General features: G+C 73.7%; 27 protein-coding genes and 1 pseudogene. 19 read left to right on the forward strand and 9 right to left on the reverse strand.

Annotation, left to right across the window (positions count from 1 at the left end; all coding sequences use genetic code 11):
* Positions 1-2: 2 nt before the first annotated feature.
* Both ACH54P_RS08995 and ACH54P_RS09000 read left to right on the forward strand, forming a co-directional pair.
* On the forward strand, positions 3-419 hold the full coding sequence (locus ACH54P_RS08995) for an FMN-binding protein (protein WP_489911879.1): 417 nt from the start codon (positions 3-5) through the stop codon (positions 417-419).
* Positions 416-1243, forward strand: coding sequence for an FAD:protein FMN transferase (locus ACH54P_RS09000; protein ID WP_489911880.1), 828 nt, complete (start codon positions 416-418; stop codon positions 1241-1243). Before ACH54P_RS08995 ends, ACH54P_RS09000 begins: the two co-directional genes overlap by 4 nt.
* Here ACH54P_RS09000 and ACH54P_RS09005 read toward each other — a convergent pair.
* On the reverse strand, positions 1137-1769 hold the full coding sequence (locus tag ACH54P_RS09005) for a TetR/AcrR family transcriptional regulator (RefSeq protein ID WP_489911881.1): 633 nt from the start codon (positions 1767-1769) through the stop codon (positions 1137-1139). The genes ACH54P_RS09000 and ACH54P_RS09005 overlap by 107 nt on opposite strands.
* A gap of 60 nt (positions 1770-1829) precedes the next feature.
* On the opposite strand from ACH54P_RS09005, the gene ACH54P_RS09010 reads away from it, so the two are divergent.
* The gene (locus ACH54P_RS09010) at positions 1830-2120 is read left to right on the forward strand and encodes an antibiotic biosynthesis monooxygenase (RefSeq protein ID WP_489911882.1); all 291 of its coding nucleotides are present in this window, start codon (positions 1830-1832) and stop codon (positions 2118-2120) included.
* Positions 2121-2160: 40 nt separating this feature from the next.
* Here ACH54P_RS09010 and ACH54P_RS09015 read toward each other — a convergent pair whose 3' ends face one another.
* Complete coding sequence (locus ACH54P_RS09015) at positions 2161-2436, reverse strand: hypothetical protein (RefSeq protein WP_489911883.1); 276 nt, start codon at positions 2434-2436, stop codon at positions 2161-2163.
* Positions 2433-2903 carry a DUF5994 family protein gene (locus tag ACH54P_RS09020; RefSeq protein ID WP_489911884.1) on the reverse strand — a complete coding sequence of 157 codons (471 nt, stop codon included), beginning with the start codon at positions 2901-2903 and terminating at the stop codon, positions 2433-2435. The genes ACH54P_RS09015 and ACH54P_RS09020 overlap by 4 nt, the downstream gene beginning before the upstream one ends.
* A gap of 157 nt (positions 2904-3060) precedes the next feature.
* On the opposite strand from ACH54P_RS09020, the gene ACH54P_RS09025 reads away from it, so the two are divergent.
* Positions 3061-4212, forward strand: a complete 1152-nt coding sequence (locus tag ACH54P_RS09025) for a N(5)-(carboxyethyl)ornithine synthase (RefSeq protein ID WP_489911885.1) — start codon at positions 3061-3063, stop codon at positions 4210-4212.
* Between the two features lie 51 nt (positions 4213-4263).
* On the opposite strand, the gene ACH54P_RS09030 is transcribed toward ACH54P_RS09025, so the two are convergent.
* Complete coding sequence (locus tag ACH54P_RS09030; protein ID WP_489911886.1) at positions 4264-4596, reverse strand: helix-turn-helix domain-containing protein; 333 nt, start codon at positions 4594-4596, stop codon at positions 4264-4266.
* 918 nt (positions 4597-5514) lie between these two features.
* Positions 5515-5889, reverse strand: coding sequence for a hypothetical protein (locus ACH54P_RS09035; RefSeq protein WP_489911887.1), 375 nt, complete (start codon positions 5887-5889; stop codon positions 5515-5517).
* Between the two features lie 536 nt (positions 5890-6425).
* Here ACH54P_RS09035 and ACH54P_RS09040 point away from each other — a divergent pair.
* From ACH54P_RS09040 to ACH54P_RS09080, 9 genes are read left to right on the forward strand one after another with little or no spacing between them, the layout of a single operon-like run.
* A complete protein-coding gene (locus ACH54P_RS09040; RefSeq protein WP_489911888.1) occupies positions 6426-7262 on the forward strand; it encodes a DMT family protein in 837 nt (278 codons plus the stop codon).
* Positions 7259-8230: a polysaccharide deacetylase family protein gene (locus ACH54P_RS09045; protein WP_489911889.1), complete on the forward strand. Its 972-nt coding sequence runs from the start codon at positions 7259-7261 to the stop codon at positions 8228-8230. The genes ACH54P_RS09040 and ACH54P_RS09045 overlap by 4 nt, the downstream gene beginning before the upstream one ends.
* On the forward strand, positions 8227-9465 hold the full coding sequence (locus tag ACH54P_RS09050; protein ID WP_489911890.1) for an O-antigen ligase family protein: 1239 nt from the start codon (positions 8227-8229) through the stop codon (positions 9463-9465). Before ACH54P_RS09045 ends, ACH54P_RS09050 begins: the two co-directional genes overlap by 4 nt.
* A complete protein-coding gene (locus ACH54P_RS09055) occupies positions 9440-10498 on the forward strand; it encodes a glycosyltransferase family 4 protein (protein WP_489911891.1) in 1059 nt (352 codons plus the stop codon). Before ACH54P_RS09050 ends, ACH54P_RS09055 begins: the two co-directional genes overlap by 26 nt.
* On the forward strand, positions 10495-11376 hold the full coding sequence (locus tag ACH54P_RS09060; protein ID WP_489911892.1) for a hypothetical protein: 882 nt from the start codon (positions 10495-10497) through the stop codon (positions 11374-11376). Before ACH54P_RS09055 ends, ACH54P_RS09060 begins: the two co-directional genes overlap by 4 nt.
* Positions 11373-12632 (forward strand): glycosyltransferase 87 family protein, encoded by a 1260-nt coding sequence (locus tag ACH54P_RS09065; protein ID WP_489911893.1) that lies wholly within the window; start codon positions 11373-11375, stop codon positions 12630-12632. Before ACH54P_RS09060 ends, ACH54P_RS09065 begins: the two co-directional genes overlap by 4 nt.
* Positions 12629-14053 (forward strand): oligosaccharide flippase family protein, encoded by a 1425-nt coding sequence (locus ACH54P_RS09070; RefSeq protein ID WP_489911894.1) that lies wholly within the window; start codon positions 12629-12631, stop codon positions 14051-14053. Before ACH54P_RS09065 ends, ACH54P_RS09070 begins: the two co-directional genes overlap by 4 nt.
* Positions 14050-15156 (forward strand): glycosyltransferase, encoded by a 1107-nt coding sequence (locus ACH54P_RS09075; RefSeq protein WP_489911895.1) that lies wholly within the window; start codon positions 14050-14052, stop codon positions 15154-15156. Before ACH54P_RS09070 ends, ACH54P_RS09075 begins: the two co-directional genes overlap by 4 nt.
* A complete protein-coding gene (locus tag ACH54P_RS09080; protein WP_489911896.1) occupies positions 15153-16274 on the forward strand; it encodes a glycosyltransferase family 4 protein in 1122 nt (373 codons plus the stop codon). Before ACH54P_RS09075 ends, ACH54P_RS09080 begins: the two co-directional genes overlap by 4 nt.
* A 113-nt stretch (positions 16275-16387) precedes the next feature.
* Here the strand turns inward: ACH54P_RS09080 and ACH54P_RS09085 are convergent, their stop codons facing one another.
* Together ACH54P_RS09085 and ACH54P_RS09090 are read right to left on the reverse strand one after the other, a co-directional pair.
* The gene (locus ACH54P_RS09085) at positions 16388-17749 is read right to left on the reverse strand and encodes a putative glycoside hydrolase family 15 protein (RefSeq protein ID WP_489911897.1); all 1362 of its coding nucleotides are present in this window, start codon (positions 17747-17749) and stop codon (positions 16388-16390) included.
* Positions 17731-19164, reverse strand: a complete 1434-nt coding sequence (locus ACH54P_RS09090) for an exopolysaccharide biosynthesis polyprenyl glycosylphosphotransferase (RefSeq protein WP_489911898.1) — start codon at positions 19162-19164, stop codon at positions 17731-17733. The genes ACH54P_RS09085 and ACH54P_RS09090 overlap by 19 nt, the downstream gene beginning before the upstream one ends.
* Before the next feature lie 305 nt (positions 19165-19469).
* Here ACH54P_RS09090 and ACH54P_RS09095 point away from each other — a divergent pair, with 305 nt between their 5' ends.
* On the forward strand, positions 19470-20285 hold the full coding sequence (locus ACH54P_RS09095; protein ID WP_489911899.1) for a glycosyltransferase: 816 nt from the start codon (positions 19470-19472) through the stop codon (positions 20283-20285).
* A gap of 8 nt (positions 20286-20293) precedes the next feature.
* Positions 20294-21625 (forward strand): NAD(P)/FAD-dependent oxidoreductase, encoded by a 1332-nt coding sequence (locus ACH54P_RS09100; RefSeq protein ID WP_489911900.1) that lies wholly within the window; start codon positions 20294-20296, stop codon positions 21623-21625.
* Here ACH54P_RS09100 and wecB read toward each other — a convergent pair.
* Positions 21595-22767, reverse strand: a complete 1173-nt coding sequence (wecB, locus tag ACH54P_RS09105) for a non-hydrolyzing UDP-N-acetylglucosamine 2-epimerase (RefSeq protein ID WP_489911901.1) — start codon at positions 22765-22767, stop codon at positions 21595-21597. The genes ACH54P_RS09100 and wecB overlap by 31 nt on opposite strands.
* A gap of 168 nt (positions 22768-22935) precedes the next feature.
* Here wecB and ACH54P_RS09110 point away from each other — a divergent pair, with 168 nt between their 5' ends.
* From ACH54P_RS09110 to ACH54P_RS09125, 4 genes and pseudogenes are all read left to right on the forward strand, one after another.
* Entirely contained in the window at positions 22936-23877 is a 942-nt protein-coding gene (locus ACH54P_RS09110) for a lysyl oxidase family protein (protein WP_489911902.1), read from the forward strand.
* A 137-nt stretch (positions 23878-24014) separates the two neighbouring features.
* Positions 24015-24305 carry a transposase gene (locus tag ACH54P_RS09115; protein ID WP_489916371.1) on the forward strand — a complete coding sequence of 97 codons (291 nt, stop codon included), beginning with the start codon at positions 24015-24017 and terminating at the stop codon, positions 24303-24305.
* A pseudogene (locus tag ACH54P_RS09120) lies at positions 24251-24538 on the forward strand (transposase); the annotation flags it as partial. The gene ACH54P_RS09115 and the pseudogene ACH54P_RS09120, both read left to right, overlap by 55 nt.
* A 95-nt stretch (positions 24539-24633) precedes the next feature.
* Complete coding sequence (locus ACH54P_RS09125) at positions 24634-24966, forward strand: hypothetical protein (RefSeq protein ID WP_489917157.1); 333 nt, start codon at positions 24634-24636, stop codon at positions 24964-24966.
* 22 nt (positions 24967-24988) lie between these two features.
* Here the strand turns inward: ACH54P_RS09125 and ACH54P_RS09130 are convergent, their stop codons facing one another.
* Positions 24989-25954, reverse strand: a complete 966-nt coding sequence (locus ACH54P_RS09130) for an RNA polymerase subunit sigma-70 (RefSeq protein ID WP_489916373.1) — start codon at positions 25952-25954, stop codon at positions 24989-24991.
* Between the last annotated feature and the right edge of the window lie 2 nt (positions 25955-25956).

Here is a 25956-nt window from a genome sequence, read left to right on the forward strand (position 1 = left end):
CCATGAAACGGGTCATCTTCGCCTTCGCCGGCACGATCTCCGGGCTGGTGCTGCTGCTGTCGTTCAAGACCCAGCCCACCACGACGGCGGCGGCCACCCCGCCGGCCGCCGTCGGCGGGGACACCACGACGGCCGCCGGGAGCGGCACGGTCACCGGCGACGCCGCCGACACCCGGTTCGGCCCGGTCCAGGTCCGCATCACCGTCGAAAACGGCAAGCTGGCGTCGGTCACCGCGGTCGAGTACCCGACCGAGAACCCGCGGGACCAGGAGATCAACGAGTACGCGATCCCGGAGCTCGACCAGGAGGCCGCCCAGGCGGGCACCGCCGACATCGACACGGTCTCCGGCGCGACCTACACCTCCGACGGCTACGTCCGGTCCCTGCAGAGCGCCCTCGACAAGGCGGGGCTCTCGTGACCGTGCACGTCGAGCACTGCATGGGGACGGTCTTCACGATCGACGTCCGCGGCCCGGGCGACTGGTCCGCCGCGCTCGCCGACGTCGTCGCCTGGCTGCACCGCGTCGACGCCGTGTTCAGCACCTTCCGCCCGGACAGCGACCTCAGCCGCTGGCACCGGGGCGAGCTCACGGTCGCGGACGCCGATCCGCACGTGGCGGAGGTGCTCGAGCTGTGTGAGCGCTACGAAGCCGAGACGGACGGGTACTTCACGGCGCGCTGGCGCGGCGCGCCCGACCCGACCGGGCTGGTCAAGGGCTGGGCGGTCGAACGGGCGAGCGGCCTGCTGCGCCGCCACGGCAGCCGCGACCACGCGGTCAACGGCGGCGGCGACGTCCAGCTCGCCGGCGAGGCGGCCCCGGGCCGGCCGTGGCGGGTCGGGATCAGCGACCCGGCCGCCCCGCGGCGGATCCTCACGGTGGTGCCGGGCCGGGACTTCGCGGTCGCGACCTCGGGCACCGCGGAGCGGGGCGCGCACATCGTCGACCCCCTCACGGGCTCCCCGGCGGTCGAGTTCTCGGCGGCGACGGTCACCGGGCCGTCCCTGACCCGCGCCGACGTCTACGCGACCGCCGCGATGGCGATGGGCAGCCGCGTTTCCACCTGGGCGGCGGGGTCGGCGGGGCATCGGATCTTCGTCGTCGACCCGGGTGGCGGACGGTGGGTGACGCCCGAGGTCAGGGAGAGCACAGCTCCGCACGCAGAGTGCGGCAAGCCCACTCCTCCCACCGGCGCGGCGGCCAGCCGCGGTCGCGGACGAGCAGCAGGTAGCACTGGGTGCTGAGCAAGGCGTACAGCAGGTCGGCCGCATACTCGGCGGTGAGCCCTTCGCGGGCTCCCGGCTTGGCGACGAGAGCTCGCGCCGCGGCCGTGTGGACCTCCAAGCGCGGGGCATCGCCGTTCGGCCACAGCTGGGCGACTTCCACGTCCGTGGCGGACGCGGCGGCCACCATCTGGGTGATGGGCGCGACGCGGTCCAGGATCGCCCTGGTGCCCGCGACGTGCGCTTCCAGCTGGCCTTCGGCCGTTTCGGCGGCGAGGGCGTCGAGGAACCAGGGCCGGTTCATGGTGGCGACCGGTTCATCGTCGCCGGCGATCGTGACGTCGACGAGCTCCTTGAGCAGGGTTCGCTTGTTGCCGAAGACGAAGTAGATCGTCTGGACCGCCACCTCGGCGCGCGCGGCGACGTCCTGGAGGTTGGTCGCGCCGTACCCGTGTTCGACGAACAGGTCGGCGGCCGCGGCCAGGATGCGCTGCCGGGTCTGCTGGGCCTTCTCGGCCCGTTTGTTCACTCGCTTGACATCCGTCACGCCTGTAGCGTACCTCTAGAGTCGTTCGCTAGAAGCCAACTCTAGAGAAGAGCTACAGTCATGGCGCTGATCGCGATCACCCGGTTCCAGGCCGACCCCGCCGACGCGGACGAAGTGCGTGCCCGGCACGCGACATTGGTGACCACCGTCAGGTCGGTGGCCTCCGGGCTGGCCGAGGCCCGGCTGGGCCGGACGGACGACCGGACCTGGGTCGGCATCTGGCGGTGGGACTCCGCCGAACACCTGCGAACCGCCCGGGAGCGGATAGCGGACCGCCCCGAAGCGGCCGCCGCGTTCGCCCTCGTCTCCGACGTCACCGCGGAAGAAGTCCCGCTCGTCGACGAACGATGAGCCACGCCTCAGCGAGGCGGCAGACCGGCGCCGGGCAGCCTCACCGGCGGCCGCGGCGGCCGGACGGGTCGTGGGCGCGGGCGCTTTGCGCGCGGGGGCGCCACTGCGGGCCGGGCTCGGGGTCGTCGTCAGTGTGCGGGCCGGGGGTGTACACCGGCTGGAGGAACAGGCTCCCGTAGCGACTGTCCTGGGGCGCGGTCAGCGCTCCGGGGCGAACTTCTTCGGCGACGGGGTGGCTGAACAGCGCACTGTCCACTGTGGAAGTAGTGATCGGGTTTTCCTTTCGTGGTACGCCACCGGCGGTGGCGTGGTTCATGCAGGCAGCGGTACGCCGCCGTCGGGCTGCCCGGCCGGAGCGGCGAGCAGGCGCGTGCTGTCGTCGGTGTTGTCCCGGTCCGCGGCGGCCGCGAGGGCGTGCCGCGCGGCGTCGGGGCCGGTTTCCGGCGGGACGACCAGCAAGGTCAGCCGGTGCCGGTCCCAGCCGATCACCGTCAGCGTGCCGGCGGGCTGTGACCGGAACCCCTCGAGCCGGACGACGCCGGCGTCGGCGGAGATCCGGCGGCCGGACGACGGCCACTCGCCGAGGTGGTAGGTGACCCGGTCGATCCGGCCCAGCCGGGCAGCCACCGCCGTGAGCAGCGCGGGCAGTTCGGCGGACAGGTCACGGGTCCGGGGCCACCACCCGCCGTCGACGTGACCGGTGACGGGTGCCGCCGGCTTCAGCGACAGACGGGTTTCGGTGGCCGGCGGAGCGGAAAGGGTGGTTTTCGGGCCCGACGGCATGTCGGTGCTCCCGTCCCCGGCTGCTGGTACTGGCCGGATTGGGGCCGAGGACGGCGCAGGTTCGACCACTCGCGCACGAAATGCTCTCGGACACCACCGAGCGTACACGATGGCTGCGGAGGGTGTGTTAAGACTGGGTCCTAGCAAAGGGGCCACCGTGCACCAGCTCACCCTCGGCGTCGTCGCGCGTTCCCGCAAGGAGAACGAACGGCGGTTGCCGATCCACCCGCACCACCTCGACCGGATCGACGCCGACCTCCGGGAGACCATCTACCTCGAACACGGGTACGGCGAACCCTTCGGCGTGCCCGACGAACAGCTGCTGAAGGTCGTCGCGGGGCTGCGGACGCGCGAGCAGCTCACCGCCGAATGCGACGTCGTCCTGCTGGCCAAGCCGCTGCGGGAGGACGTCGCCGCGCTGCGGGACGGCCAGGTGCTGTGGGGCTGGCCACACTGCGTGCAGGACACCGAACTGACCCAGCTCGCCATCGACCGGCGGCTGACCGTGATCGCCTTCGAGGCGATGAACCACTGGCGGCGCGACGGCTCGTTCGGCCTGCACGTGTTCCACAAGAACAACGAGCTGGCCGGCTACTGCTCGGTGCTGCACGCCCTGCAGCTGATCGGGTCGACCGGGGACTACGGACGGCGGCTGCGGGCCGTGGTGATCGGCTTCGGTGCGACGGCGCGCGGTTCGGTGACCGCCTTGAACGCCCACGGGGTCCACGACGTCGACGTCCTCACCGCCCGTGGCCTGAGCGCGGTCGGCTCGCCGATCCACTCCGCGACGATGGTGCACATCGACCACGACGTGAACAACCCGGGCGATCTCCGCCGCAGCCACGCGGTCACCGCGCACGGCCGGGTGCCGCTGGCCGGGTTCCTCGCCGAGCACGACATCGTCGTCAACTGCGTGCTGCAGGACACCGACGCCCCGCTGACCTTCCTCATCGAGGAGGACCTCGCCGCGTTCGCCCCCGGCAGCCTCATCGTCGACGTCTCCTGCGACGAAGGCATGGGTTTCAGCTGGGCCCGGCCGACGACGTTCTCCCGGCCGACGTTCCCGGTCGGCGACGGCGTCACGTACTACGGGGTCGACCACAGCCCGTCGTACCTGTGGAACTCGGCCACGTGGGAGATCAGCGAGGCGCTGCTGCCGCACCTGCGGTCGGTCCTTTCCGGACCGGCCGGCTGGGACGAGCACGAAACCGTCCGGCGCGCCGTCGAGATCCGGGACGGCACGATCCGGAACCCCGCGATCCTGTCCTTCCAGGGCCGTTCACCGGATTACCCGCACCACCGACGCTGATCGGCACGCGGGTGCGTGCCGCGTGCCGATCCGGTTGTCGAAGGCGGGGACTCAGTCGGCGGCGCGGAGCTCGGTGTTGAGCCGCTGGGCTTCGTGGAGCTGGTCTTCGAGGGTGACGATGCGGCAGGCGGCGTCGACGGCGGTGCCGTGGTCGACCAGTTCCCGCACCCGGGCGGCCAGGCGCAGCTGGTGCCGGGAGTAGCGGCGGTGGCCGCCGGCGGAGCGGTGCGGCGTGATCAGGCCCGCCTCGTCGAGGCTGCGCAGGAAGCCTTGGGTGGTGCCGAGCATGTCGGCGGCCCGGCCCATGGTGTAGGCCGGGTAGTGCTCGTCGTCGAACTTGTCGGCCCCGCTCGGCGTGGCCGGTCCTTCTTGGTCAGGAATCATTCCACCTCCGCATCACAAAGGACCCCGGGTGCCGTGCACGGCACCCGGGGTCCTCAAGGGTTGGGTTTACACCATTGTCAACCGGCGTGACCGCCGGCGTCCTGCACCCGCGTCCGGCCGGAAGCCGGATCCCGCGGGGATCGCTCATTCGTGACCGAGCACCACCTCCGAACTCGATGGGACTACGGCACCCGCGCGGCGCTACTCTGCCGCTGCGGGCGATCCAATGATGGTTCCCGTCCCTTCTTTCCTGTGTTTTCCACTTACTGGGTACTGCACTTACCGGTACTTCAACTGCACTAGCACTTGCTTCAACTGCACTTGCCGGTCCTGCACTTGCTGCTACCGCTGCGAACGCCACCGCCGGGAACCCTTCCACTGATCGGTCCCAGCACGCTGACGCCGCTGGTCACTGCCCGGAGCCCCGTTCACTGATCGGCTCCGGCCACCTGACCGGTCCTGCCACTGCACTTCATTCGACTACACAAGCTCCCGGGGCCGGTACTACCTGGTCAAACCTCTTCACAAAACCCGGCCCCGGGTCACTGCTCCCGGTCACCAGCCGGAACCTTGTTCCTGGATCGGCTCCGCACTGCCTGACCGTCTTGTCTCACCTCGCGGGTAGTTCCGTTCTCTCCCGCGCCTGCTTGACGTTGTCTCTCTCGCTACGAGAAGAACACTACACACACTCGCCGCCGAATGTCTACTCCGGCGGGGGAGATTTTCTCGGAGGGCGGCTCGGCCGGATGGAGCACCGGCACCGGACCCCGCACACACCCAAAAGGGGCGCTCGTCCGAGCGCCCCTTGATCCACCTCGCCGCCGGGTGGGACCGGTCCACCGAACCGGCCCCACCCGCACGAGCGTCCGTGCCGTGCCCCGCTTCCGCAACACACGGCGGGCGGTCCGGCACGGGAACTCAGTTGTGCTGGCTGCTTCCGCCGTCGGACACGCCGCCGGAGGCGCAGTTGTACGGCGACTCGCTGCTGGCCTCGTGCCCGCCCGGCGACAGGATCGGCACGCCGATGCCGTTGAGCGAGTCGTGGATCGGCACCTGGACGCCGAGCACGTTGACGTCGTTGCCGCACACGCCGAGCGTGCCGTTGACGTTGTGGAGCACGTCGGTGTTGTTCAGGTTCACCAGGCCGACCTGGCCGTAGTAGTCGTAGTGGCCGTAGTCGCCGTGGTGGTGATGGTGGTGGTCGCCGTCCGGCGTGCCGGCGGCCGCGATGCCACCGGTCAGGAATGCGCCGGCCGCCATGGCGGCCGTCACGAAGCCGATCTTCTTCAGCATGCTTCTCCTCGATCGTCGATCCGAGTCTGCCGCGGCGGCAATGAAGGTGTGTTCCGCCGTGGTGGGCAAAAACTACTGATCACCGGAGAACCGTTCCAGCTGACTCCCTGATCGTGTGATATGCGCAGTTCTCTGACCGGGGTTCTTGTCCCCTATTAGGGAACAGGAGGTTATTTCCGGACGGGCTTCCGCTTCCGCCGCGAGAGCCGCGGACGCCGAGCGCTTCGAAGGACTGCGGGGCGGGCCGGGTTCCCCGGATCCTGACGCAAGCCCATCTTACGAAGGACATGCGCCCTTCAGGCAGCCACCCTCGCACCCGACACCCACGGCCCGCAATCACGCACCGTGCGCAGAACTCGGCAAAGCGCGAAACGTCACGCTTTTGAGGTCGAGAGCACCCCGCAAATCCGTTCCGCTGAGTCACAAAATTGCGGAACCGATCCTTCGTCCGTGTCGGGCCTTCGGCGTTCTTACTCTTTCGACGTGGGCAGCCGGCCCGGAACCTGGTGCGCGATGCGGGACCTGAGGAGTCGCTCGTGGTGGATTACGCGGTACTCGTGGCGTCCGCGGTGCTGTACGCGGTGGGGATCGTCGCGCAGAGCGTCGCCGCCCGGCGGGCCGGGACCCGGCCGGGTGCGGGGCTGGGCCTGCTGGCCCGGCTGGCCGCCGACCGGTTGTACCTGGTGGGTTTCGCGGGCCAGGTGGGCGGGTTCGCGCTGGCCTTCTTCGCCCGGGCGTCGCTGCCGCTCTACCTGGTCCAGACCGCGTCCTCCTCGGCGATCGGCCTGGCCACCGTGTTCGGGGTCGCCGTCCTCGGGTGGCGGATCCGCGCCGCGGAGGCGATGACGCTGGTGCTGCTGGCGGCCGGGCTCGTCGTGCTCGCCGGGTTGTCGGCGGCCTCGGTCGCCACGGACCTGCCGCCGAGCGGGGTCGCCGCCTTGGCGGTCGTGGTCCTCGGCACGGGACTCGCCATGGTCCCGGCCGGCCGGTCCGGCACGTTCCTGCCGGCCGCCGTGCTGTCCGGCGTCGCGTTCGCCGTCGTCGCGGTCGCGAGCCGCACGCTCGCCCACCTCGATCTCCTCGCCCTCCCGGGGAATCCGCTGACCTGGCTGATGCTGGCCGCCGCCGTGCTCGGCCAGGCTTCGATGGCGGTCGCGCTGCAGCGCGGCGCGGCGGCCGCGGTCGTGGCCACGGCCGACGCCACCACGATCGTGCTGGCGTCGGTCACCGGCATCACCGTGCTCGGCGACGACGTCCCCGCCGGCCACGGCCCGTGGGTCGGCCTCGGGCTCGCCGTGGTCGTGTGCGGTGTCCTGCTGCTCGGCCTGCAGTCGCGCCCGGGCGCGGCCCGCCTCGCCCAGGAGGCCGTGTGACCCCGCGGCCGCTCGCCAGCGTCTCGGTCGACCTCGACAACCTCTGGGCCTACCTCAAGACCCACGGCGACCCCGGCTGGCGGGACCGGCCCAGCTTCCTGCCCTCCGCGGTGCCGCGGCTGCTGGAGATCCTCGGCGAGCAGCGGCTCACGACGACGGTGTTCGCGGTGGGCGCCGACGTCGTCCGCGAGGACGGCGCCAAGGCGGTCGCCGAGATCGCCGCGGCGGGCCACGAGGTGGCCAACCACTCGTTCGGCCACGAACCCTGGCTGCACCGCTATTCCCGCGACCGGCTCGAGGACGAGCTGAGCCGCACGGAGGACGCGATCGTCGCCGCGGGCGCGCCGCGGCCCCGCGGGTTCCGCGGTCCCGGCTACAGCGCCACGCGCGATCTGATCGAGCTGCTGGCCGAACGGGGATACGCCTACGACGCCAGCACCCTGCCGACCTGGATCGGCCCGCTGGCCCGCGCGTACCACAACCGCTCCGCGCCCGCCGCCGGCGGCGGCGAGGGCCGCGACGAGCTGTTCGGCGGCTTTTCGCGGGTGCTGGCGCCGGTGCACGCCTACCGCTGGCGCACCTGCGACGGCAGCGCGCTCGTCGAGCTGCCGGTGACGACGATGCCGGTGCTGCGCACGCCGATCCACGGCTCGTACCTCCTGCAGCTGCACCAGGTGTCGCCGCGGCTGGCCCGGGCCTACTTCCGGACGGCGTTGCGGCTCTGCCTCGCCCGCGGGGTCTCCCCCTCGCTGCTGCTGCACCCCACCGACGTCCTCGGCGGCGCCGAGGCGCCCGGCATGGAGTTCTTCCCCGGCATGGCGGTGCCCGGCGGCCGGAAGGTGGCCTGGCTCGGCTGGGTCCTCGCCGCGCTGCGCGAGCACTTCGACGTCGTCGGCACCGGCGAGTACGTCCGCCGGGCGGACGTGCGGCGCACCCGCGCGGTCACGCGGCTGGACGCCTGGGGATGACCACGTTCGCGGTCGTCCTGCCCGCCCGTCGCACCCCCCCGGCCGAGACGCCGCTGCGGATCCTCGCCTGCGCCACGGTCGCGCTGGCGCCGGTCGAGGGCTACCTGACGGCCGTGCAGAGCCAGCTCGGCAAGGTGGCGCCCGCCCTGCTGACGCTGACCTGGCTCGTGGTGCGGATCCGGGAGCGGCGGCTCCCCCGCCCGACGCCGCTGCACGCGGTGCTGGCGCTGCTCGCCGTGGTGCTGGCGGCGAGCGCGGCCCTGCACTCGGCGGGCCCGTTCACCGCGGAGTACACCGTGCGCTGGCTGCCGTTCCTGGTCGTCACGGCGGTGCTCGCGGACGTCGCGAGCCGGGAGGTGCCGATCCGCCTGCTGCTGCTGGCGGCCGCGGCGGGCGCCACCGTCGCCGGCGCGGGTGCGCTGTACAGCCTGGTCGCCGCGGGGGAAGCCCGCGCGAGCGGCCCCCAACCGGACCCGAACGACCTGGCCTACTTCCTCGTCGCGGCCGTGCCCCTGCTCGCGGCCGTGCACCGCCGGGGCCGGGGCCTCGCCCTCACGGCCGCGGGGATCGTGCTGGTGGCGGGCGCGACGGCGACGTTCTCCCGCGGCGGCGCGCTGGGCCTGGCCGCCGCGGTCGGCTGGCTGCTGCTGCGCCGGGTGCTGCCGTGGCGGGTGCTCGCCGCCGGCGCCGCGGCGGTTGTCGTGCTGGGCCTGGGTGCCCTGCTGGCCGCGGGACCGCAGCTGGCGCGGGCGGTGCAGGAGAAGAGCTTCATCGCCGCGTCCAATGTGGACACCCGGGAGCTCCGCTGGCAGGCGGCGGCCCGGATGCTGACCGCCCACCCGGTGCTCGGCGTCGGCCCCGGCGGCTTCCGCGAGCACTACGCCGCCGAGTCGCACAACGCCGAGATCGACGAGCAGACCCCGGTGGCGCACAACATGTACCTCGAGGTCGCCGCGGAGCTCGGCCTGCCCGGGTTCGCGCTGTTCGCCGGGGTGGCCGGCACCGCCGTGGTGGCGAGCGAGCGGACGGTCCGGCGGGCCGGGCCCGGGCCGCGGCGGACGGAGGCGGTCGCCGTCCAGGCGTCGCTGCTCGCCGTCGGGGTCACCTCGACGTTCCTGTCCGAGCAGTACTACCTGCCGTTGTGGTCGCTGGCCGCGCTCGCCGTCGCGGCCGAAGCCCGGGTTCGCCGAGAAGGAGAGGGAAGCGCCGATGCGGGTGCTGCACGTGATCAGTGAAATGGGGGCCGGCGGGGCGGAAACGCTCGTGGCCGGCATGGTGACCCGCGGCGAGGAGTACGGCTGGGTGTCCGCGGTCGCCAGCGCCGGGGGGTTCCGCGCCGACGCGCTGGCCGCGGCCGGCACGCCGACGTTCCCCGTCCCCCCGGCCCGCCGCAGCAAGGCGGGCGTGCTGAAGGCGGCCTGGGCTGCCCGCCGCGCGGTCGCGCGGTTCCGGCCCGACGTCGTGCTGGCCCACAACGTCGGCGCGAGCCTGGTGGCCCGCCTCGCCGTCACGGCCGGACGGCGGCGGCCGCTCGTCACCGTGTTCCACGGCGTCGCCGGGGACGATTACCCCGCCGCCGCGCGGATCCTGCGCCGCACGTCGGACGGCGTCGTCGCCGTCTCCCCCGCCACCGCGGACCGGCTGACCGCGGCGGGCCTCGACCGGCCGGCGGTGATCCGCAACGCCGTGTTCGCCCGGCCGCCGGTGTTCGGCCGCGCGGAGGTCCGCGCCTCGCTCGGCCTCCCGGAGCGGACGCCGGTCGCGCTCTGCCTCGCCCGGCTGGAGCCGCAGAAGCGCCACGACGTCCTGCTGGACGCCTGGGCCGCGGTCGGCGGCGACGCGGTGCTGTGGCTCGCCGGCGACGGCAGCCTGCGCGCGGACCTCGAACGCCGCTGCGAAGCGCTGGGCCGCCGGGTCGAGTTCCTCGGCACCCGGAAGGACGTGCCCGACCTGCTCGCGGCGGCCGACGTCACCGTCCTCACCAGCGACTGGGAAGGCCTGCCGCTGGCGGTGCTGGAGTCGATGGCCGCCGGGCGGCCGGTGGTCGCGACCGGCGTCGGCGGGATCGGCGAGGTCCTCGCGGACGGCGGCGGCCTCGTGGTCCCGCCCGGAGATCCGGCCGCGACGGCCGAAGCCCTGAACACCCTGCTGTTCGACCCGGCCGCCCGGGAGGCCGCGGCCGCCGCCGGGCTCCGCGCCGTCGAGCGGGAGTACGACGCGCACACGCTGATGAAGTCCTACGACGAACTGCTCCGAGGTGCCCGATGAACCACCGCCTCCCGCGCACCGCCGTGCTGAGCGTCGCCGTGGCGCTGCTGGCCGGCGCGCTCGTGCTGCTCGTCGGCCTGACGCGCGGCGCCGAGTACCAGGGCCGGGTGAGCCTGCTCGCCGGGCCCGCCGCGGCGGACGGTGCGGCGCCGCAGTACGGCGAAGTCGTGTCGCTGGCCCTGCCCGCGCTGGTCGAACTGGCCCGCAGCCCGTCGGTGCTGCAGGCGGCGGCCCCGGTGTCCGGCTACTCCCCCGGCGAGCTGGGCGAGCACGTGTCCGTCGAGCTGGTGCCGGCGTCCGGCCTCGCGCGGCTGTCGGTGCGGGCGCCCTCGGCGGAGCAGGCCGGCGCGGCGGCGACGGCGCTGGGCCGGGCGATGATCGACGCGGACCTGCTGGCCCCGGCCGGCAAGCTGCGGATGCTCGATCCCCGTCCCGAGGTCGTCGCGCTGTCCCCGGACGCGCCGCTGGTGATCGGGCTGGCCCTGGTCGGCGCGGTCGCCGCCGGGCTCGCGGCGGCGGCGATCCGCCGGCTGACCCCGGGACGGCTGCGCGGCGGCACGGGTCCGGTCCGCCGGGCGCTGGCCGCGGCCGGCATCCACCGCCCGGTGGCGGTCCTGCGGGAAGACGATCCGGCGGCGGCCGACCGGCTGGCCGTCCTGTGCCGGGCGGGCGGACGCCCGGTCCGCGTGCTGCCCGTCAGCCCGGACCTCGCCGAAACCGCGGAAAAACTGGCGGCCGGCCTGCCGGACGGCGAAAGCGGTGACGGCGCGTCGGTCGTGGCGGTGGCCGCGGCCGGTCGGCACCGGCACGACGAGCTGACCGCCACCGCCGGGGTGCTGCCCGCCGGCGCCGTGCTCGTGGCGGTGGTGCTGGCATGACCCCGAAGCAGCGTCTCCTCTTCGTCGTGGCGGCCCTCGCCGGGACCGTGAGCGCCTGGCACGCGCTGGCGCCGTCGTGGCAGGTGCCGTTGCCGGCGGCGGGGAACCTGGCGGAGGAACGGCTGCAGGACTTCCGCGACGCCCTGTACTTCCCGATCCGGGAGTTCCTCGCCGGCGGCAACCCCTACGACCCCGCCGCCATGTTCGCGCACTGGCCGGTCCGCCAGGACTTCAACCTGTACCAGCCCTACCACCTGCTGCTGCACGCGCCGTTCGCGCTGCCGGGGTACCGGGTGGGTGCCGTCGCGTTCACCGTGGTTTCGTTGCTGCTGCTGGTTTCTCTCGCGGCCCTGACGGCGCACGCGGTCCGCCGGTACGTCCCGGTGCCCTTCGCCGTCACCACGGCGGTGGTCGCGGCCCTGCTGGTGACCAGCCAGGTCGGGAAGGCGCAGCTCTACGTCGGCCAGATCAACCCGCTGATCGCCCTCGGCGCGGCCGGCGCCCTGCTGGCGAGGCGGGACCGGCCGGGGTGGGCGGCGGTGGCGCTCGCGCTGGCGTGGCTGAAGCCCCAGTACGGGTTTCCCCTGGCGGTCCTGCTGTTCGCGCGGGGCTCGCGCCGGGTGGCGCTGGCCGGGACCGCGATCGCCGCGGCGGCCAGCCTGCCGGTCGTGGCGCTGCTGGTGGTGCGCGGCGGCGGGATCGGCCCGTTCGTCGACGTCGTCGTCGCGAACCTCACCCACGCGCGGGGCACCGACTACGGCGCGGTGGATTCGGTGACCGCGCAACGGATCGACGTCGCCGCGGTGCTGTTCCGCGTCACCGGCTGGGCGCCCTCGGGCGTCGAACTGCTCGTGCTGGCCGGGGTGCTCGGCACGAGCGTGCTGCTCGCGCGGCGGCTGGACCGGGCCGCCGCGGCGCCGGTCGCCGACCTGCTGACGTGCCTCGCCGTGGTGGTCTGCGTGGTGCACCAGCCCGGTGACGTGCTGATCGCCGTGCCCGCGATGGCGGCCGTGGCCGCGCTGTGGTGGCGCAACCGCGCCGAGCCGGGCTGGGGCCCGGCGGGTCTGGCCGTCCTCGCGCTGGCCGTCCCCTTCGCGCATTTGTACACAGTGGACTCCGCGGTGGCGTCGGTGCTCGGCTCGCGGGCCGCGGTCACCGTGGACGGCGTCGCGGTGGTTGTCGCGTGGGGTCTGGCGGTGTTCGCCGCGGTCCGGCTGACGCGGGTGCGGGCCGCCGAACCCGTGGTGGCCGCGTGACGGCCGCGCTCGGGACCCGCGCGGTCCGGGGATCGCTGTGGCTCGGCGTGGTCAACCTCGTCAGCAAGAGCAGCCAGATGCTGGTCACGCTGGTGCTGGCGGCCCTGCTGACCGAGGGGCAGCTCGGGGCCGTGGCCCTGGCGGTGGCGCTGGTGAACCTCGGCCAGGTGGTGCAGTCGATCGGCGTCTACGACGTCATCGGCCGCACCGAAGGCGATCCGCGCCGGACGGCGGGCACGGTGCTCACGCTGAGCGTCGGCGCCGGGCTCCTCCTGGCCGCCGCGCTGGTGGCCGCCGCCGGCCCGCTCACGGCGTCGCTCGGCACCCCGGACGCCGCCGGGCTGGTCCGGCTCGCGGCGCTCGGCCTGCCGTTCTCGGCGGCGGGCGGCGTGCAGATGGGCCTCATGCACCGGGAGCTGGACTTCCGCCGCCGGCTCCTGCCCGACGGCGGGTCCGCGGTGCTGGGCGCCGTGCTGACGGTGGTGCTCGCGGCGGGCGGGGCCGGGCCCGTGTCGCTGGTGCTCGGCCTGGTGGGCACGGCGGTGGCGCAGCCGCTGCTCGGGATGCTGGTCCGCGGCGGGGTCCGGCCGTGCTGGGACGGCAAAGCGGTCCGGGAGGTCCTGCGCTGGGTGGCCGTGGTGGGGCCGGCGGCGGTCGTGGCCGCGCTGCTGGTCAACCTCGACTACCTCGCGGTGGGGCACGGGCTCGGGCCGGACGCGGTCGGCGTCTACTCGCTCGCGTACCGGCTCGCCTGGGTGCCCTACATCATGGTGGCGGTCGTGCTCGGCGCGGTCGCCTTCCCGGTGTTCACGCGGTTGCGGCGCGAGGGCCGGCCGCTGGGCGGGGCGGTCACCCGGTTCACGCGGGCGGTGCTCGTGGTGACCGGCGGCCTGTACCTCGCCCTCGCCGTCCTCGCCGGCCACGTCGTGCTGCTGGGCGCGCGGTGGGCGCCCGCGGCCGGTCCGCTCGCGCTGCTGTCCGGCTACGGCGTGGGGATCTGCCTGCTGCAGATCTGGTACCAGGCGGTGAAGGCGACCGGGCACGTCCGGCGGTACCTGGCCCTCGAGACGACCCACCTGGTCCTGCTCGCGGTGGGGCTGGTCCTGCTGACCCACGCGGGAATCGGGGCCGTCGCCGCGGTCCAGCTCGGCGCGGCGTGGCTCGTGGTGCCGCTCGCCTGGCGGGTGCTGGCCGGGATCGGCGTGGCGCCGCCGGTCGCGGAGCTCGCCGGGACGGTGGCCCGCGTCCTGCTCGCCTGCGCCGCCGGGGCGGTGCCCGCGCTGGTGCTGTCCGAGGTGTTCGCCGACACCTTGCCGGGTGCGCTCGGTGCCGCCGCCGTCCTGGTGGCCGGGTACGCCGGGGCGACCCTGCTGCTGCAGCGGGACGCGCTGGCCGAACTGCGCCGGGGTGGCCTGCGGTGAAGATCGCGCACGTCACCCAGCCGGTGACCGCCGGGGTCGCCGCCGTCGTGTTGGAGCTCGCGGTGGCCCAGCACGACCGGGGCTGGTCCGTCGCCGTCGTGTGCCCTCCCGGCCCGCTCGCCTGCCGCGCGCGCGAGCTCGGGATCGAGGTCCGCGACTGGTCCGCGCGCCGCTCCCCCGGCCCCCGCTCGATCCCCGAGACGCTGCGGTTGCGCCGCCTCCTGGCCGAGCTGGCCCCGGACGTCGTGCACCTGCACAGCTCGAAAGCCGGGCTCGCCGGACGCCTGGCCGTGCGCGGCCGGCGGCCGACCGTCTTCCAGCCCCACCTGTGGTCCTTCGAGACGGCACGCGGGACCCTGCGCCGCGCGTCCGCCGCGTGGGAACGCTTCGCCTCGCGGTGGACCGACCTCGTCGTGTGCGTGAGCGACGACGAGCTGGCCGCCGGCCGGACGGCGGGGGTGACGGCCGAGGCGGACGTCGTCTGCAACGGCGTCGACACCACCCGGTTCCTCCCCGGCGACCGGACCGCGGCGCGGCGGCGGCTCGGCCTGCCCGAGGAGGACCCGATCGCGGTCTGCCTGGGCCGGCTGGCCGAGCTCAAGGGCCAGGACCAGCTGCTGTCGGCCTGGCCGGCGGTGCTGCGGCGCCTGCCGGACGCGAAGCTCGTCTTCGCCGGTGACGGGCCGCTGGGTCCCGTGTGGCGCGAGCGGCATCCGGTGGCGGGCCACGCGTCCGTGCGGTGGGCGGGGCACACCGACGAGCCCGCCGCCTGGTACACGGCCGCCGACGTGGTCGTCCTGCCTTCCCGCGCCGAGGGCATGGCCCTCGTGCCGCTGGAGGCGATGGCGTGCGCCCGGCCGGTGGTCGCGTTCGACGTCGGCGGGATGCGCCAGAGCGTCGCGGACGCGGGCGCCGTGCTGCCGCCCGGTGACCTCGCCCTCCTCGCCGAGGCGGTGGCCACGCGCCTCGCCGACCCCGGGCTGGCCCGGCTCGAAGGCGAGCGCGGCCGCCGTCGCGCGGAGCTGTCCTTCGACCGCGGGCGGATGACCGACCAGATCGCCGCCCTCGTCGACAAACTCACCCCTTCGGAGCGCCTCCCGTGACCCGCATCGCCTACCTGCTCACCCAGGACCGGGGCGGCCCGGTCGACGTCACCGTCCGGCTGGCCGCCACGCTGGCCGGGACCGGCGTCGAGGTGCGGGTTTTCGGTCCCGTGCCCGCCCGGGGTGCCGCATTGCTCGACGGCCGTCACGAGGAACTGAAGGTGGCGGACAAGGAGGACTTCGCGGCGGCGGGCCGGGCGCGGGCGGCGCTGCGGGCGTGGCGGCCCGACGTCGTGCACGCCCAGGACCGGCGCGCGGGCCTGGTGATCGCGGGCCTGCGCTTCGCCCGTGGCGCCCGGCCCGTCCTGCTCCAGACCTACCACGGCGTGCCCGACGACGTGGCCGAGCCGTGGTTCCGCGGCGAGCGCGGCGCGGCCGGGCCGTCCGGGTACACCCGGACCGTGCTCGCGGCGGACGCCGTGGTGGCCCGCGTCCTGGACCGCACGATCGTGCCCGCCGAGGCGATGGGCCGCTTCCTGCGGCGGCGCCTCAAGGTGCCCGCGGGACGGCTGGAGCACCTCGACAACTGCGTCGAACCGGCCTCGCCGCACCCGCCGCGCGGGCCGGTGCGGCACCTCGTGTTCGCCGGGCTCCTGGTGGAGCGCAAGGGAATCCTCGACCTGCTGGCCGCGCTGGCCCGGCCCGGCGTGCTGCCGCCGGACGCCCGGCTGACGGTGGTCGGCGACGGCCCGCAGCGCGCCGAGGCGGAGCGCGCCGCGCAGACGTCACCGCTGGCCGGGCGCGTGACGTTCCTGGGCTTCCGGCCGGACGTCCCCGCCCTGCTCGCCACGGCGGACGCGCTGGTCCTTCCGTCCACCATGGAGCAGCAGCCGCTCGTGGTGGCGGAGGCGATGGCCGCCGGGAAGCCGGTCCTCGCGACGGCCACCGGCGGCGTGCCGGACATGCTGGGCGGCTCGTCCTTCCTGGTGCCCCCAGGCGACGTCGCCGCGCTCGCCGACGGGCTGCGCGCCCTGTTCGCGGAACCGGACCCGGCCCGGATCGGCCGGCTCCTCGCCGAGCGGGCTCAGGCGCGGTACCGGCCGGAGGCCTGCGCACGCCGTCACCTCGCGCTGTACGACCGGCTCACCAAGCCGTGTCGTCTGTCCGATCACGCGTGAAGCCCGTCCGATCACCGCGGTCCGCGTGATCCGGGCCCGGACTCGCGTGACTGGAGACGGGACTCGCGTGACTGGAGACGGATCTCGCGTGATCAGGCGGGCATCACGGCGGGTTAGGACGGGGCTTTGGCCGGTTCGACCAGGACGATCGCGTCCGCGGCCTCCAGCGTGATCGGGGTGGGCGGCTGGGGCGGTGGCGGGGGCCCTGACGAAGGGGACGGCGAAGGCGTCGGGGTCGGGCGGGGCGGGGGTGAGCCGGGGGCGACGAGGCCTTCGGGCGGGATCACCGTCTGGGCGGCCGCCGTGGTGTTCACCGCGACCCAGCCGTGGCTGAACGTCCGGGTCCAGACGCCGTTCGGCTCGCGGCCGGCGGCGTCCACCGCCTCGCCCAGCCCGCTGTCCTGCAGGGCCGACCACTCCGGGTCCCGGTAGTCGTCGGTCGTCGCCCGGGTCCAGCACGTCCGCGGCCCGGCGAGCAGGGCCGCGCTCGCGTACCCCGCCCGTTCCTCGCGCGCGTTGTGCGTCCGCGTGACGAGCAGCAGCATGGACTCGCCGAGGGCCGCCTGGGCCCGCAGTTCCTGGAACTCGTTGCCGCGGAAGGTCAGGAGCCCGCCGGTCCCGCCGTCTTCGCGGAACCCGAAGTTCTCCTCCATGGCCCCGCCGAAGCGGGAGTGGGCGGTCCACCGGCCCGGCACCAGGTGCGTCTCGGACACGTTGGGCACCAGGAGCTTCCCCACCGCCTCGAACGCGTCACCGGCGAGGGACAGGAACGCGTCGAGGCCGTCGCGGAGCTTGCGGTCGGTCTCCGCGACGTTCGCCGTGCCGGCCAGCACCGCGGACGAGTAGTGGCTCAGCGAGTTGAAGTCGTTGTCCGCGAGCACCCCGTCCCAGCCCTCGCGGGTCACCTCCGCGACGACGGCGTCGGTCCACGCCTGCTGGTAGGCGGGGTTCCACACCGTCATCTGCCAGTGCTTGGGGTACCCCTGCCACTCGATGCGCCGCCCGTTGACGTCCTGGGCGAACCACTCGGGGTGGGTCTGCTGCGCGGCGACGTACCCGATCCCGCTCGGCAGGAAGGCGGCGTCCCGGCCGCCGTCGACCGCGCCCGGGTAGTTGCGGGTGCTGGACAAGTCCTTGTACACCAGCACCTTCACCCGCGGGTTGAGCTGGCGCAGGCGGCGCATGCTCGCGCTCTGGTCGGCGTTGAGCACGACGACCTGGTACCGCTTGGCCGCCGTCTCGATCTCCGAGGCCGTGGGCGGCTGGCCGATCCCGTACCACCACGCGCACGGCGCGAGGGGCTTCGGCGGTGGCGCCGAATACCCCCGGGCCGAGACGTCCTGCGAGGACTGCCCCCGGGCCGGAGTCCCCTGGCCCGAGCCGGGGACGCACCCCGTCAGGCAGCCGGCCACCAGGACGAGCGCGGCCGCCCCGGCCACCACCGGGTGGGTCCGCATCAGCGTTGCCTTCGGCACAGCAGTTCTCCCACCGTGAGGATGACGATCTTGACGTCCAGCCAGAGGGACCAGTTCGCGATGTAGTAGTTGTCGTAGCGGGCCCGGTCCGCGATCGAGGTGTCCCCGCGCAGGCCGTGCACCTGCGCCAGGCCGGTCAGCCCGGTCGGCACCCGGTGCCGGGCCCAGTACAGGTCGTGGACCGCGGAGAACTCGTGCACGAACACCGGCCGCTCCGGCCGCGGCCCGACGAGCGACATGTCCCCGCGCACGACGTTCCACAGCTGCGGCAATTCGTCCAAAGAGGACCGCCGGAGGAACCGGCCGACCGGGCCGACCCGGCTGTCGCCGGCGACCGACCAGCGCGTCTGCGAATCGTCGACGGCGGCCTGCCGGACGCTGCGGAGCTTGTAGAGCACGAACGTCCGGCCGTCCATCCCGACCCGCACCTGGCGGAAGAACACCGGGAAGCCGCTTTCCAGCGCGACGGCCAGCGCCCCGCAGGCGATGACCGGGGCGAGGACGACGAGCGCGGCCGCGGCCAGCGCGGTCTCGACGGCCCGCTTGACCCACCAGCTGGGCCGGCGGGTCGGCGCGCCACCCAGCCACACCAGCGGGTAGCTGCGGAGCCGGTCCACGCCCGGTCCGTCCGGGCAGAGCTCGAACAGGTGCGGCAGCACCAGCGTGACGCACCCGAGCCGGTGGGCGGTGATGGCGGCGTCGACGATCGCGCCGTCCCGGTCGTCGGCGGGGGCGAGGATCACCGTGCCCGCGCGCAGCCGGCCGATGGCCTCGGCGAGGTCGCCGGCGATCGGCTCGACCGGCAGGCCGGCCGGCACCGGGTCCGGGTCGGCCGCCGCGACACCGACCGGGAGCAGCCCGAACTCCGGGTGCTCCAGCATGGTGCGGACCAGTTCGCCGCCGATCCGGCCGGAGCCGACCACGACGGCCCGGTCGCAGCGCCGCAGCCGGCGGCGTCCCCACCGGCCGGCCGCGAAGACCGCCGGCCGGGCGGCCTCCCCGAGCACGGCGAAGAGCAGCACCACTTCCTGCATCCGTGCCGTGCTCGCGCCGTCCATCCCGGCCACCAGGCCGACCCCCGTGACCAGCGCGAAGGCCAGCGCGGTCGCGGTGACCGAGCGCGGGAGGTCCTGCAGCCAGGACAGCCAGAGGCGGCGGCGGTGGACCCGGCCGGTCACCCGGGCACCCGCCAGCGCCACGGCGGTCACCGCCGCGCACACCGGCCCGGGGCCGGTCCGCAGCACAGCGGTCAGCCAGGCCGCGCAGTCGACGGCGACGAGCAGCACGGCCACGGCGTTGACCCGCGCCAGCAACGGCCGGGTGCGCACGGGGTTGCGCGGCGCGGCGCCCGGCCGGGTGCCGCGCCGCGGCGCCGGCAGCGCTTCGGCGAGGACCGCGTCTCTCAGTTCAGTCACCGGTCTTGCCCTCTTCCTGACATGAGGAATTCATTCTCGCTTTCTTCACGACTCAGCCATTCGAGGCAACACCGGCCCGGTCGGGTGAAATTCGGCCTGGAATTCCGGGAATCCACCCGATCGGGCACCTGAAGAAACCCGATCCAGTGACCGATGGAAACACCACGTAGTTCTGGAATGACGTCCATCCTTCCGGGGGACTCTCGAGGCCGCTAAAGAAACCACACAACATAGCCGAATATCACCTGACGGCCGCACGAAGCCCGATTCCGGGCGGGTGACAGCACAACCAGACGAGGGGACCCGTGGCGCACGAAGAGACCACCCTGGCCACATTGGCCGAACCGGACCGCACCGAGGCCCGGACCGGCGGACGGGCGCACGTCGTGCTGCCCGCGTTCAACGAAGAAGCGTCGCTACCGCCGTTGCTGCGGCGGCTCGCCGACGTGGCCCGCACCGAGCGGCTCACCGTCTGGGTCGTCGACGACGGTTCCGCCGACGCCACCGCGGCGGTGGCCGGGTCCGGCTTCGGCGGGCTCGACGTCCGCGTCGTGCGGCACCTGGTGAACCTCGGGCTCGGCCGGGCGGTGCAGTCCGGGCTCCGGGCCGCGCTCGAGGAAGCCGGCCCCGAGGACGTCGTCGTCGTCATGGACGCCGACGACACGCACGACCCGGCGCTGATCCGCGCGCTGCAGGCGGAGATCGACGCCGGCGCGGACGTCGCCATCTGCTCGCGGTTCGTCCCGGGCGGCGACGACCGGACCGCGCCGTTCGGGCGGCGGCTGCTCTCCCGCGGTGCGGCTCAGCTCTTCCGCCGCGCCCTCGACGTCGACGGCGTCCGCGACTTCACCAGCGGCTACCGGGCCTACCGGGCGTCCCTGCTGGCGCGGGCCTCCGCCCACTGGGGCGAACGGCTCATCGAGGAGCAGGGCTTCGCGTGCATGGTGGAGCTGCTGCTCAAGCTGCGCCACTGCCGGCCGGTGATCGCCGAGGTGCCGCTGGCCCTGCAGTACGACCGGAAGCAGGGGCCGAGCAAGCTGAAGCTGCGCCGGACCATCATGCAGTACCTGAAACTGCTCGCCCGCGACCGGCTGAGCCCGGCGCCCTACCGGAAGCTGTGACCCCGCCGGTGACGACGAACCCGACCACCAACCAGCACGTCGCCGTGATCGGCGGCGGCATCTGCGGCCTCGCGGCCGCCCACCGCCTCGCCCGGCTCGGCACCCGGGTGACCCTGCTGGAGGCCGGCGACCAGCTCGGCGGCCTCGGCACGTTCTTCGCCCGCGGAGACCGGTGGGTCGAGCGGTTCTACCACTGCGTCATGCCGACCGACGCGAGCTTGCTGCAGCTGCTCGACGAAGTGGGCCTGAAGGACTCGGTCCGGTGGCGCAACACGACGATGGGCATGGTCGTCGACGGCCGCCGCCACGCGTTCAACTCCCCCTGGGACCTGCTGCGGTTCTCCCCGCTGCGGCTCCACGACCGCGTTCGCTTCGGCGTGGTTTCCCTGCTGCTGCGGCGCTTGGGCCAGGGCCGGGACCTCGACACGCTCCGCACCGAGGACTGGCTGCGCGGGCTCTACGGCGACGTCGTCTGGGAGCGGCTCTTCGCGCCGATGTTCGGCTCGAAGTTCGGGCCGTCCTTCGGGGACGTGCCCGCGCTGTACCTGTGGCAGCGGCTGGGCCGGGAGCGCAACGTGGCCACGCGCGGCTACCCGGACGGCGGCTACAAGACGATCATCGACGCGCTGCGGACGTCGATCGAGGAGGCCGGCGGCACCGTGCGCACGGCGGCCCCCGTCCGGCGGCTGCACAGCACGCAGGGCCGCTCGATCCTCACCCTGACCGGCGGCGAGATCCTCGACGCGGACCACGTCGTCTCCACCGTGCCGCTGCCCCTGCTGCGGCGCATCGCCGACGACGCGCTCGCCGCCCGGCTGCCCCGCACCGACCTGGCCTACCAGGGGGTGGTCACCGGCGTGTTCTTCCTCCGGCGGCCGCTGACGGAGCACTACTGGACCCCGGTGCTGCACTCGGGCACGGAGTTCGACGGGGTCGTCGCCATGTCCGAGCTCGCCGGCACGGAGGCCTACGGAGGCGACCACCTCGTCTACGTCATGCGCTACACCGATCGCGACTCGCAGCTGTACCTCGACGACGACGCCGCGATCGCCGCGCGCTGGTCGGCTCAGCTCATGGGTCTCTACCCCGAGCTCGGCCCGGACGGCATCGCGGACGTCCGGGTGTTCAAGGCGCCGTTCGTCGAACCCGTGTACCCGCTCGGTTACCTCGCCGCGCGGCCGCCCGTCACGGTGGACGGCACGAACCTGCTGCTGGCCACGACGGCCCACGTGTACCCGGAGGTCACGAGCTGGAACTCGAGCGTGGCCCTCGCGAACGACGTCACGAGCCGGATCGTCGCCGCGCCCGCTCAGCCGGAGGTCGCCGCGCCGGTCCGCTGAACGAGCACGGAACCGAGCGCGGCCACGATCCGGGCCGAGGCGGACCCGTCGCCGTACGGTGACGGGATCCGCCGGAGGCGCTCGCGGTGGCCGGCGACGTCGTCGAGCCACCGCGCGGCTTCCGCGCCGATCCGCGGCCCGGGCGGCACGCGCACCCCGAACGTGCCGGCGATCTCGGGCCGCTCGGTGCTCCGCCGCACCACGACCACCGGGCGCTTGAGGACACTCGCTTCTTCCTGGATGCCGCCCGAATCGGACACGATCAGGGCGGTTTCCGCGGCCAGGGCGAGGAAGTCCGGGTAGGCCTGGGGCTCCGCCACGACGAGCGGGTCGAGCAGCCGGCCGAGGCCGAACCGGTCGACGCTCTTGGCCGTGCGCGGGTGCAACGGGAAGACCACGGGCACCGGCAGCCGGCCGAGCTCGCCGAGGATCACCGACAGCCGCTCGGGATCGTCGACGTTCTCCGGCCGGTGGATGGTGGCCAGGACGTAGCGGTCCCGCTCCAGCCCGCGCGCCGCCAGGACGGCCGCCCGTTCCGCGGCGGGCGGGAGCGCGGCCTCCAGCGCCTCGACAACCGTGTTGCCGGTGACGGCGATCCGTTCGGCGGGCACGTTTTCCGCCAGCAGGTTCCGGCGGTTGAGGTCGGTCGGCGCGCAGCACAGGTCGGCCAGGTGGTCGATCAGCACCCGGTTGTGCTCCTCCGGCATCGCCCGGTCGTGGCTGCGCAGCCCGGCTTCGACGTGCACCAGCGGCAGACCGTGCGCGTTGGCCGCCAGCGCCCCGGCGAGCGCGGAGGTCGTGTCGCCCTGGACGAGCACCACGCGTCCGGGGTGGGTCGCGAGCACCTCGTCGACCGCGCTGATCGTCCGGCCGAGCTGGTCACCGCGGCGGCCGCCGCCCACGCCGAGTTCGTGGAAGCGGTTCGACGGCGGCAGGTGCGCGCGGATGCGCTCGTACAGGGACTCGTCGTAGTGCTGTCCCGTGTAGACGACCGTGCCCTCGTCGCCGAACAACCGCACCAGCGGGGCCAGTTTGATGAGTTCCGGCCGGGTCCCGCACACCAGCGTCGCGCCGCCGACGGCCGCGAGCACCACCTCGGGACAGTTCTCGACGGATTCCCGGAATTCGGTGGTGGTCGGCATGGAGTTCCTCTTCGACGGCGGCAGTTCGCCCGCACGGTACTCACCGGGCGAGCGGGAATGGGTCACCACTCAGTCGATGGTGTGACGTGCGTGCGTCGCTCCCCCGGACCGCGGCCGGAATCCGCCTAGAATGAGCCGGTTGAAACACCGGACAGGACGGTCCAGCTCGTGCTCAAGAAATACGCGGCAGTGGTCGCGGCGGTGCTCCTCGCCGCGGGGTCGGCGTCGGCCCCGCGCGCCTACGCGGCACCCGATCTGCTCCTCCCCGATCTCCGCCAGGTCCCCCCGGGATGCACCACGGGCGAATCCGGGGACCTCGCGCGGTGCCAGGCCTGGGACGTGTGCCTGGTGGTCGACCCCGGCGCGCCCAACGGCCGCTGCGTTCCGGCCAACGTGGCGAAAGCCGTCCGGCTGCGCTTCACCACGTCGGAAGAGAACATCGGCGACGGGCCGTTGCTGCTCTACGGGCGTCGCGACAACGCGCAGCAGAGCACCATGACGGTCCGGCAGGCCATGCGCGACGGCGGCAGCGGCTCGATCCCGCCGGGCTACGCGTCCGCGCAGCGCGCCACGGGGGCGTTCACCTACTACGAACCCGCGCTGGCCCACCAGCACTGGCACCTGATGAACTTCGAGCACTTCACGCTGGTTTCCCCGCAGGGCAAGACGATCGTCACCGACCGCAAGAACGGCTTCTGCCTCGGCGACCGGTACCCGGTGGCCGACGCCGGCCGGCTGGCCCACGTGCCGGGCGACACGGGCCCCGACGCGAACCTCGCCGACACCCTCCGCAGCAACCAGTGCCGCCACCACGAACCCACCGCCCTCGAGGTGCTCGAAGGAATCTCGGTCGGCTCCGGCGACGACTACAAGTACGACGTCGACTTCCAGTGGCTGGACATCACCCACGTCCCGGCGGGGACGTACGACCTGGTGAACACGGTGAACGCCGACCGGACGCTGGCGGAGAAGAACTACGGCAACAACTCCTCGGCCGTCGCGCTGTCGATCGAATGGCCGCAGGGGATGCCCGCTGCGAACCAGGCGATCCCGGCGGCCCCGGTGGTCAAGTTCGTGCGCAGCTGCCCGGGCCGGTCCCGCTGCGCCTGACCGTGGCGCAGCGGCCGTGGTCGCCCAGGCGACCGGGATCGCGGCCACGAGGATGATCAGGCCGGGCCACGACCGCCGACAACCCGGCCGTACACCGCGCAACCGGCGGTCTAGGGCCTGTCCTGTAAGTGATCTAGCTGCGCACCGGCGCTCCGTGGCGTGACCTGCCCGAACGGTATGGGCCGTGGAAATCCGCTCATGAACGGCTGCGGTTATGGACCAAGGACGGCACCTGGGACAAGATCCTCGACCGGGTGATCGTCAAAGACGACGCCGTCGGCGACCTCGAATGGATCATCTCGATCGACTCGAGCGTGGTCCGAGCGCACCAGCACGCTGCTGGAGCCCGGAAAAAAGGGGATGCAGCGACGGAATCGAGGCCCTCGCCCTCGACGGGGAAGGACTCGGGCGGTCCCGCGGCGGGCTGAGCACCAAGATCCACCTCGCTGTCGATGGAGGTGGCATGCCGATGCGGTTCCTGCTCACCCCAGGCCAAGCCGGAGACAACCCGCAGCTGGTTCCGCTGCTGGACGGCATCAGCGTCGGACGCCTCGGGCCAGGGCGTCCGCGGTGCCGGCCGGAGACGGTGATCGCGGACAAGGCGTACTCGCATCCCTCGACCCGCCGGGCGATGCGGGACCGGAGGATCACCTTCGTCAGCCCTGAGCGGGATGCCAGATCGCCCGCCGGGCAGCCAAGGGCTCCCGCGGCGGGCGACCACCCGCGTTCGATCCCGAGGTCTACCGGCAGCGCAACGTGGTCGAGCGGTGCTTCAACCGGCTCAAACAGTTTCGTGACCTGGCCGCCCGCTACGCCAAACGCGCCGCCTACTACCAGGCCGAACTCACCATCGCCGCCATCGTGCTCTGGCTCCGACGACTTACAGGACAGCTCCTAGCCGAGGGCGATGCCCACGTTGATCGCGAAGGCGGGCAGACCCGGGCGAGCCCGGCGAGTGTGACCACGCGGTACTCAGGGACGGCCACCGCCGCGCCGAAGGCAGCCAGGGTCAGCGTGCGTGCGGCGTTCCGGTCGGCGAAACCGCCGCCGGCGAAGCAGCCGATCTGTCGGCGTTCGCGGCGGTGCTGACTCCGCCGCAGCGGCCGTGCGGTCAGGAAAGGCGGGCGGGCAACCCCGCCGCCGTCACCAGGGCCGCCTCCGGGAACTTGATCGCGCGGGAGAAGCGGTCGCCCCTCAGGGTGTACACCCACAAACCTTCGGCGCGCAGCACCCCGGCCGCGTCGCGGCGGTAGCCGGCCGCGGCCGGTTGGCCGTTGGCGCGGGTCGGGAGGAGGCGGATCGCTCCGGCCGTCGCCGGGAAAGCGTGGCGCTCCAGGAACGGCAGGCACACGTCCAACCCCTTGAACCAGACCGGGTGCGGCACGGATTCCAGGCTGAAGTCGTCGTGGATGACCGCGCGGATGGCGGCGGCGTCCTCCGCCTCGAACGCCGCGATGTAGCGGTCGAGCAGGGCGCGCTCGATCTCCGCGGCCGGCTGCTCGGCGGCCGGTGCGTCGAGGTCCAGTTCGTCGAGGCGTCCGCGGGCCCGTTGCAGGAGGCTCTTCACCGCGGGAACGCTGATGCCGAGCGTTTCCGCGATCTCCGCGGCGGACCAGGAAAGGACCTCCCGCAACAGGAACGCCGCCCGCTGCCGCACCGGCAGGTACTGCAGCGCCGCGACCAACGCCAGCCGCACCGACTCGCGCCGGACGACGACCTCCCCCGGGTCGGTGTTCCGGTGACCGAGGACGGCGTCGGGCAGCGGCTCGAGCCACGCGAGGGAGTCGTCGCCGAAGACGCGGGTGTCGGGGTCGCTCGCCGGTGCGCCGAGCCCGGCGGGCAGCACCCGCCGGCTCCGGTGGTTCAGCTCCGTGATGCAGGTGTTGGTCGCGATCCGGTAGAGCCACGTCTTGAGCGAAGAGCGCCCTTCGAAGGCGTCCATCCCGCGCGCCGCCCGGAGGTACGTCTCCTGGACGACGTCTTCGGCGTCCTGGTAGGAGCCGGTCATCTGGTAGCAGTGGGCGACGAGGGCATGGCGAAGCGAGGCGAACTCGTCTCGCAGCTGCGCGTCGGCCATCA

It is taken from the genome of Amycolatopsis sp. N2S4-7 (assembly GCF_058119595.1).

Bases quoted from the DNA above. Each gene is read 5' to 3' on its own strand.
- ACH54P_RS08995 (WP_489911879.1), top strand. From the start codon at position 3: ATGAAACGGGTCATCTTCGCCTTCGCCGGCACGATCTCCGGGCTGGTG.
- ACH54P_RS09010 (WP_489911882.1), top strand. From the start codon at position 1,830: ATGGCGCTGATCGCGATCACCCGGTTCCAGGCCGACCCCGCCGACGCG.
- ACH54P_RS09015 (WP_489911883.1), bottom strand. From the start codon at position 2,436: ATGAACCACGCCACCGCCGGTGGCGTACCACGAAAGGAAAACCCGATC.
- ACH54P_RS09020 (WP_489911884.1), bottom strand. From the start codon at position 2,903: ATGCCGTCGGGCCCGAAAACCACCCTTTCCGCTCCGCCGGCCACCGAA.
- ACH54P_RS09030 (WP_489911886.1), bottom strand. From the start codon at position 4,596: ATGATTCCTGACCAAGAAGGACCGGCCACGCCGAGCGGGGCCGACAAG.
- ACH54P_RS09035 (WP_489911887.1), bottom strand. From the start codon at position 5,889: ATGCTGAAGAAGATCGGCTTCGTGACGGCCGCCATGGCGGCCGGCGCA.
- ACH54P_RS09050 (WP_489911890.1), top strand. From the start codon at position 8,227: ATGACCACGTTCGCGGTCGTCCTGCCCGCCCGTCGCACCCCCCCGGCC.
- ACH54P_RS09055 (WP_489911891.1), top strand. From the start codon at position 9,440: ATGCGGGTGCTGCACGTGATCAGTGAAATGGGGGCCGGCGGGGCGGAA.
- ACH54P_RS09060 (WP_489911892.1), top strand. From the start codon at position 10,495: ATGAACCACCGCCTCCCGCGCACCGCCGTGCTGAGCGTCGCCGTGGCG.
- ACH54P_RS09065 (WP_489911893.1), top strand. From the start codon at position 11,373: ATGACCCCGAAGCAGCGTCTCCTCTTCGTCGTGGCGGCCCTCGCCGGG.
- wecB (WP_489911901.1), bottom strand. From the start codon at position 22,767: ATGCCGACCACCACCGAATTCCGGGAATCCGTCGAGAACTGTCCCGAG.
- ACH54P_RS09130 (WP_489916373.1), bottom strand. From the start codon at position 25,954: ATGGCCGACGCGCAGCTGCGAGACGAGTTCGCCTCGCTTCGCCATGCC.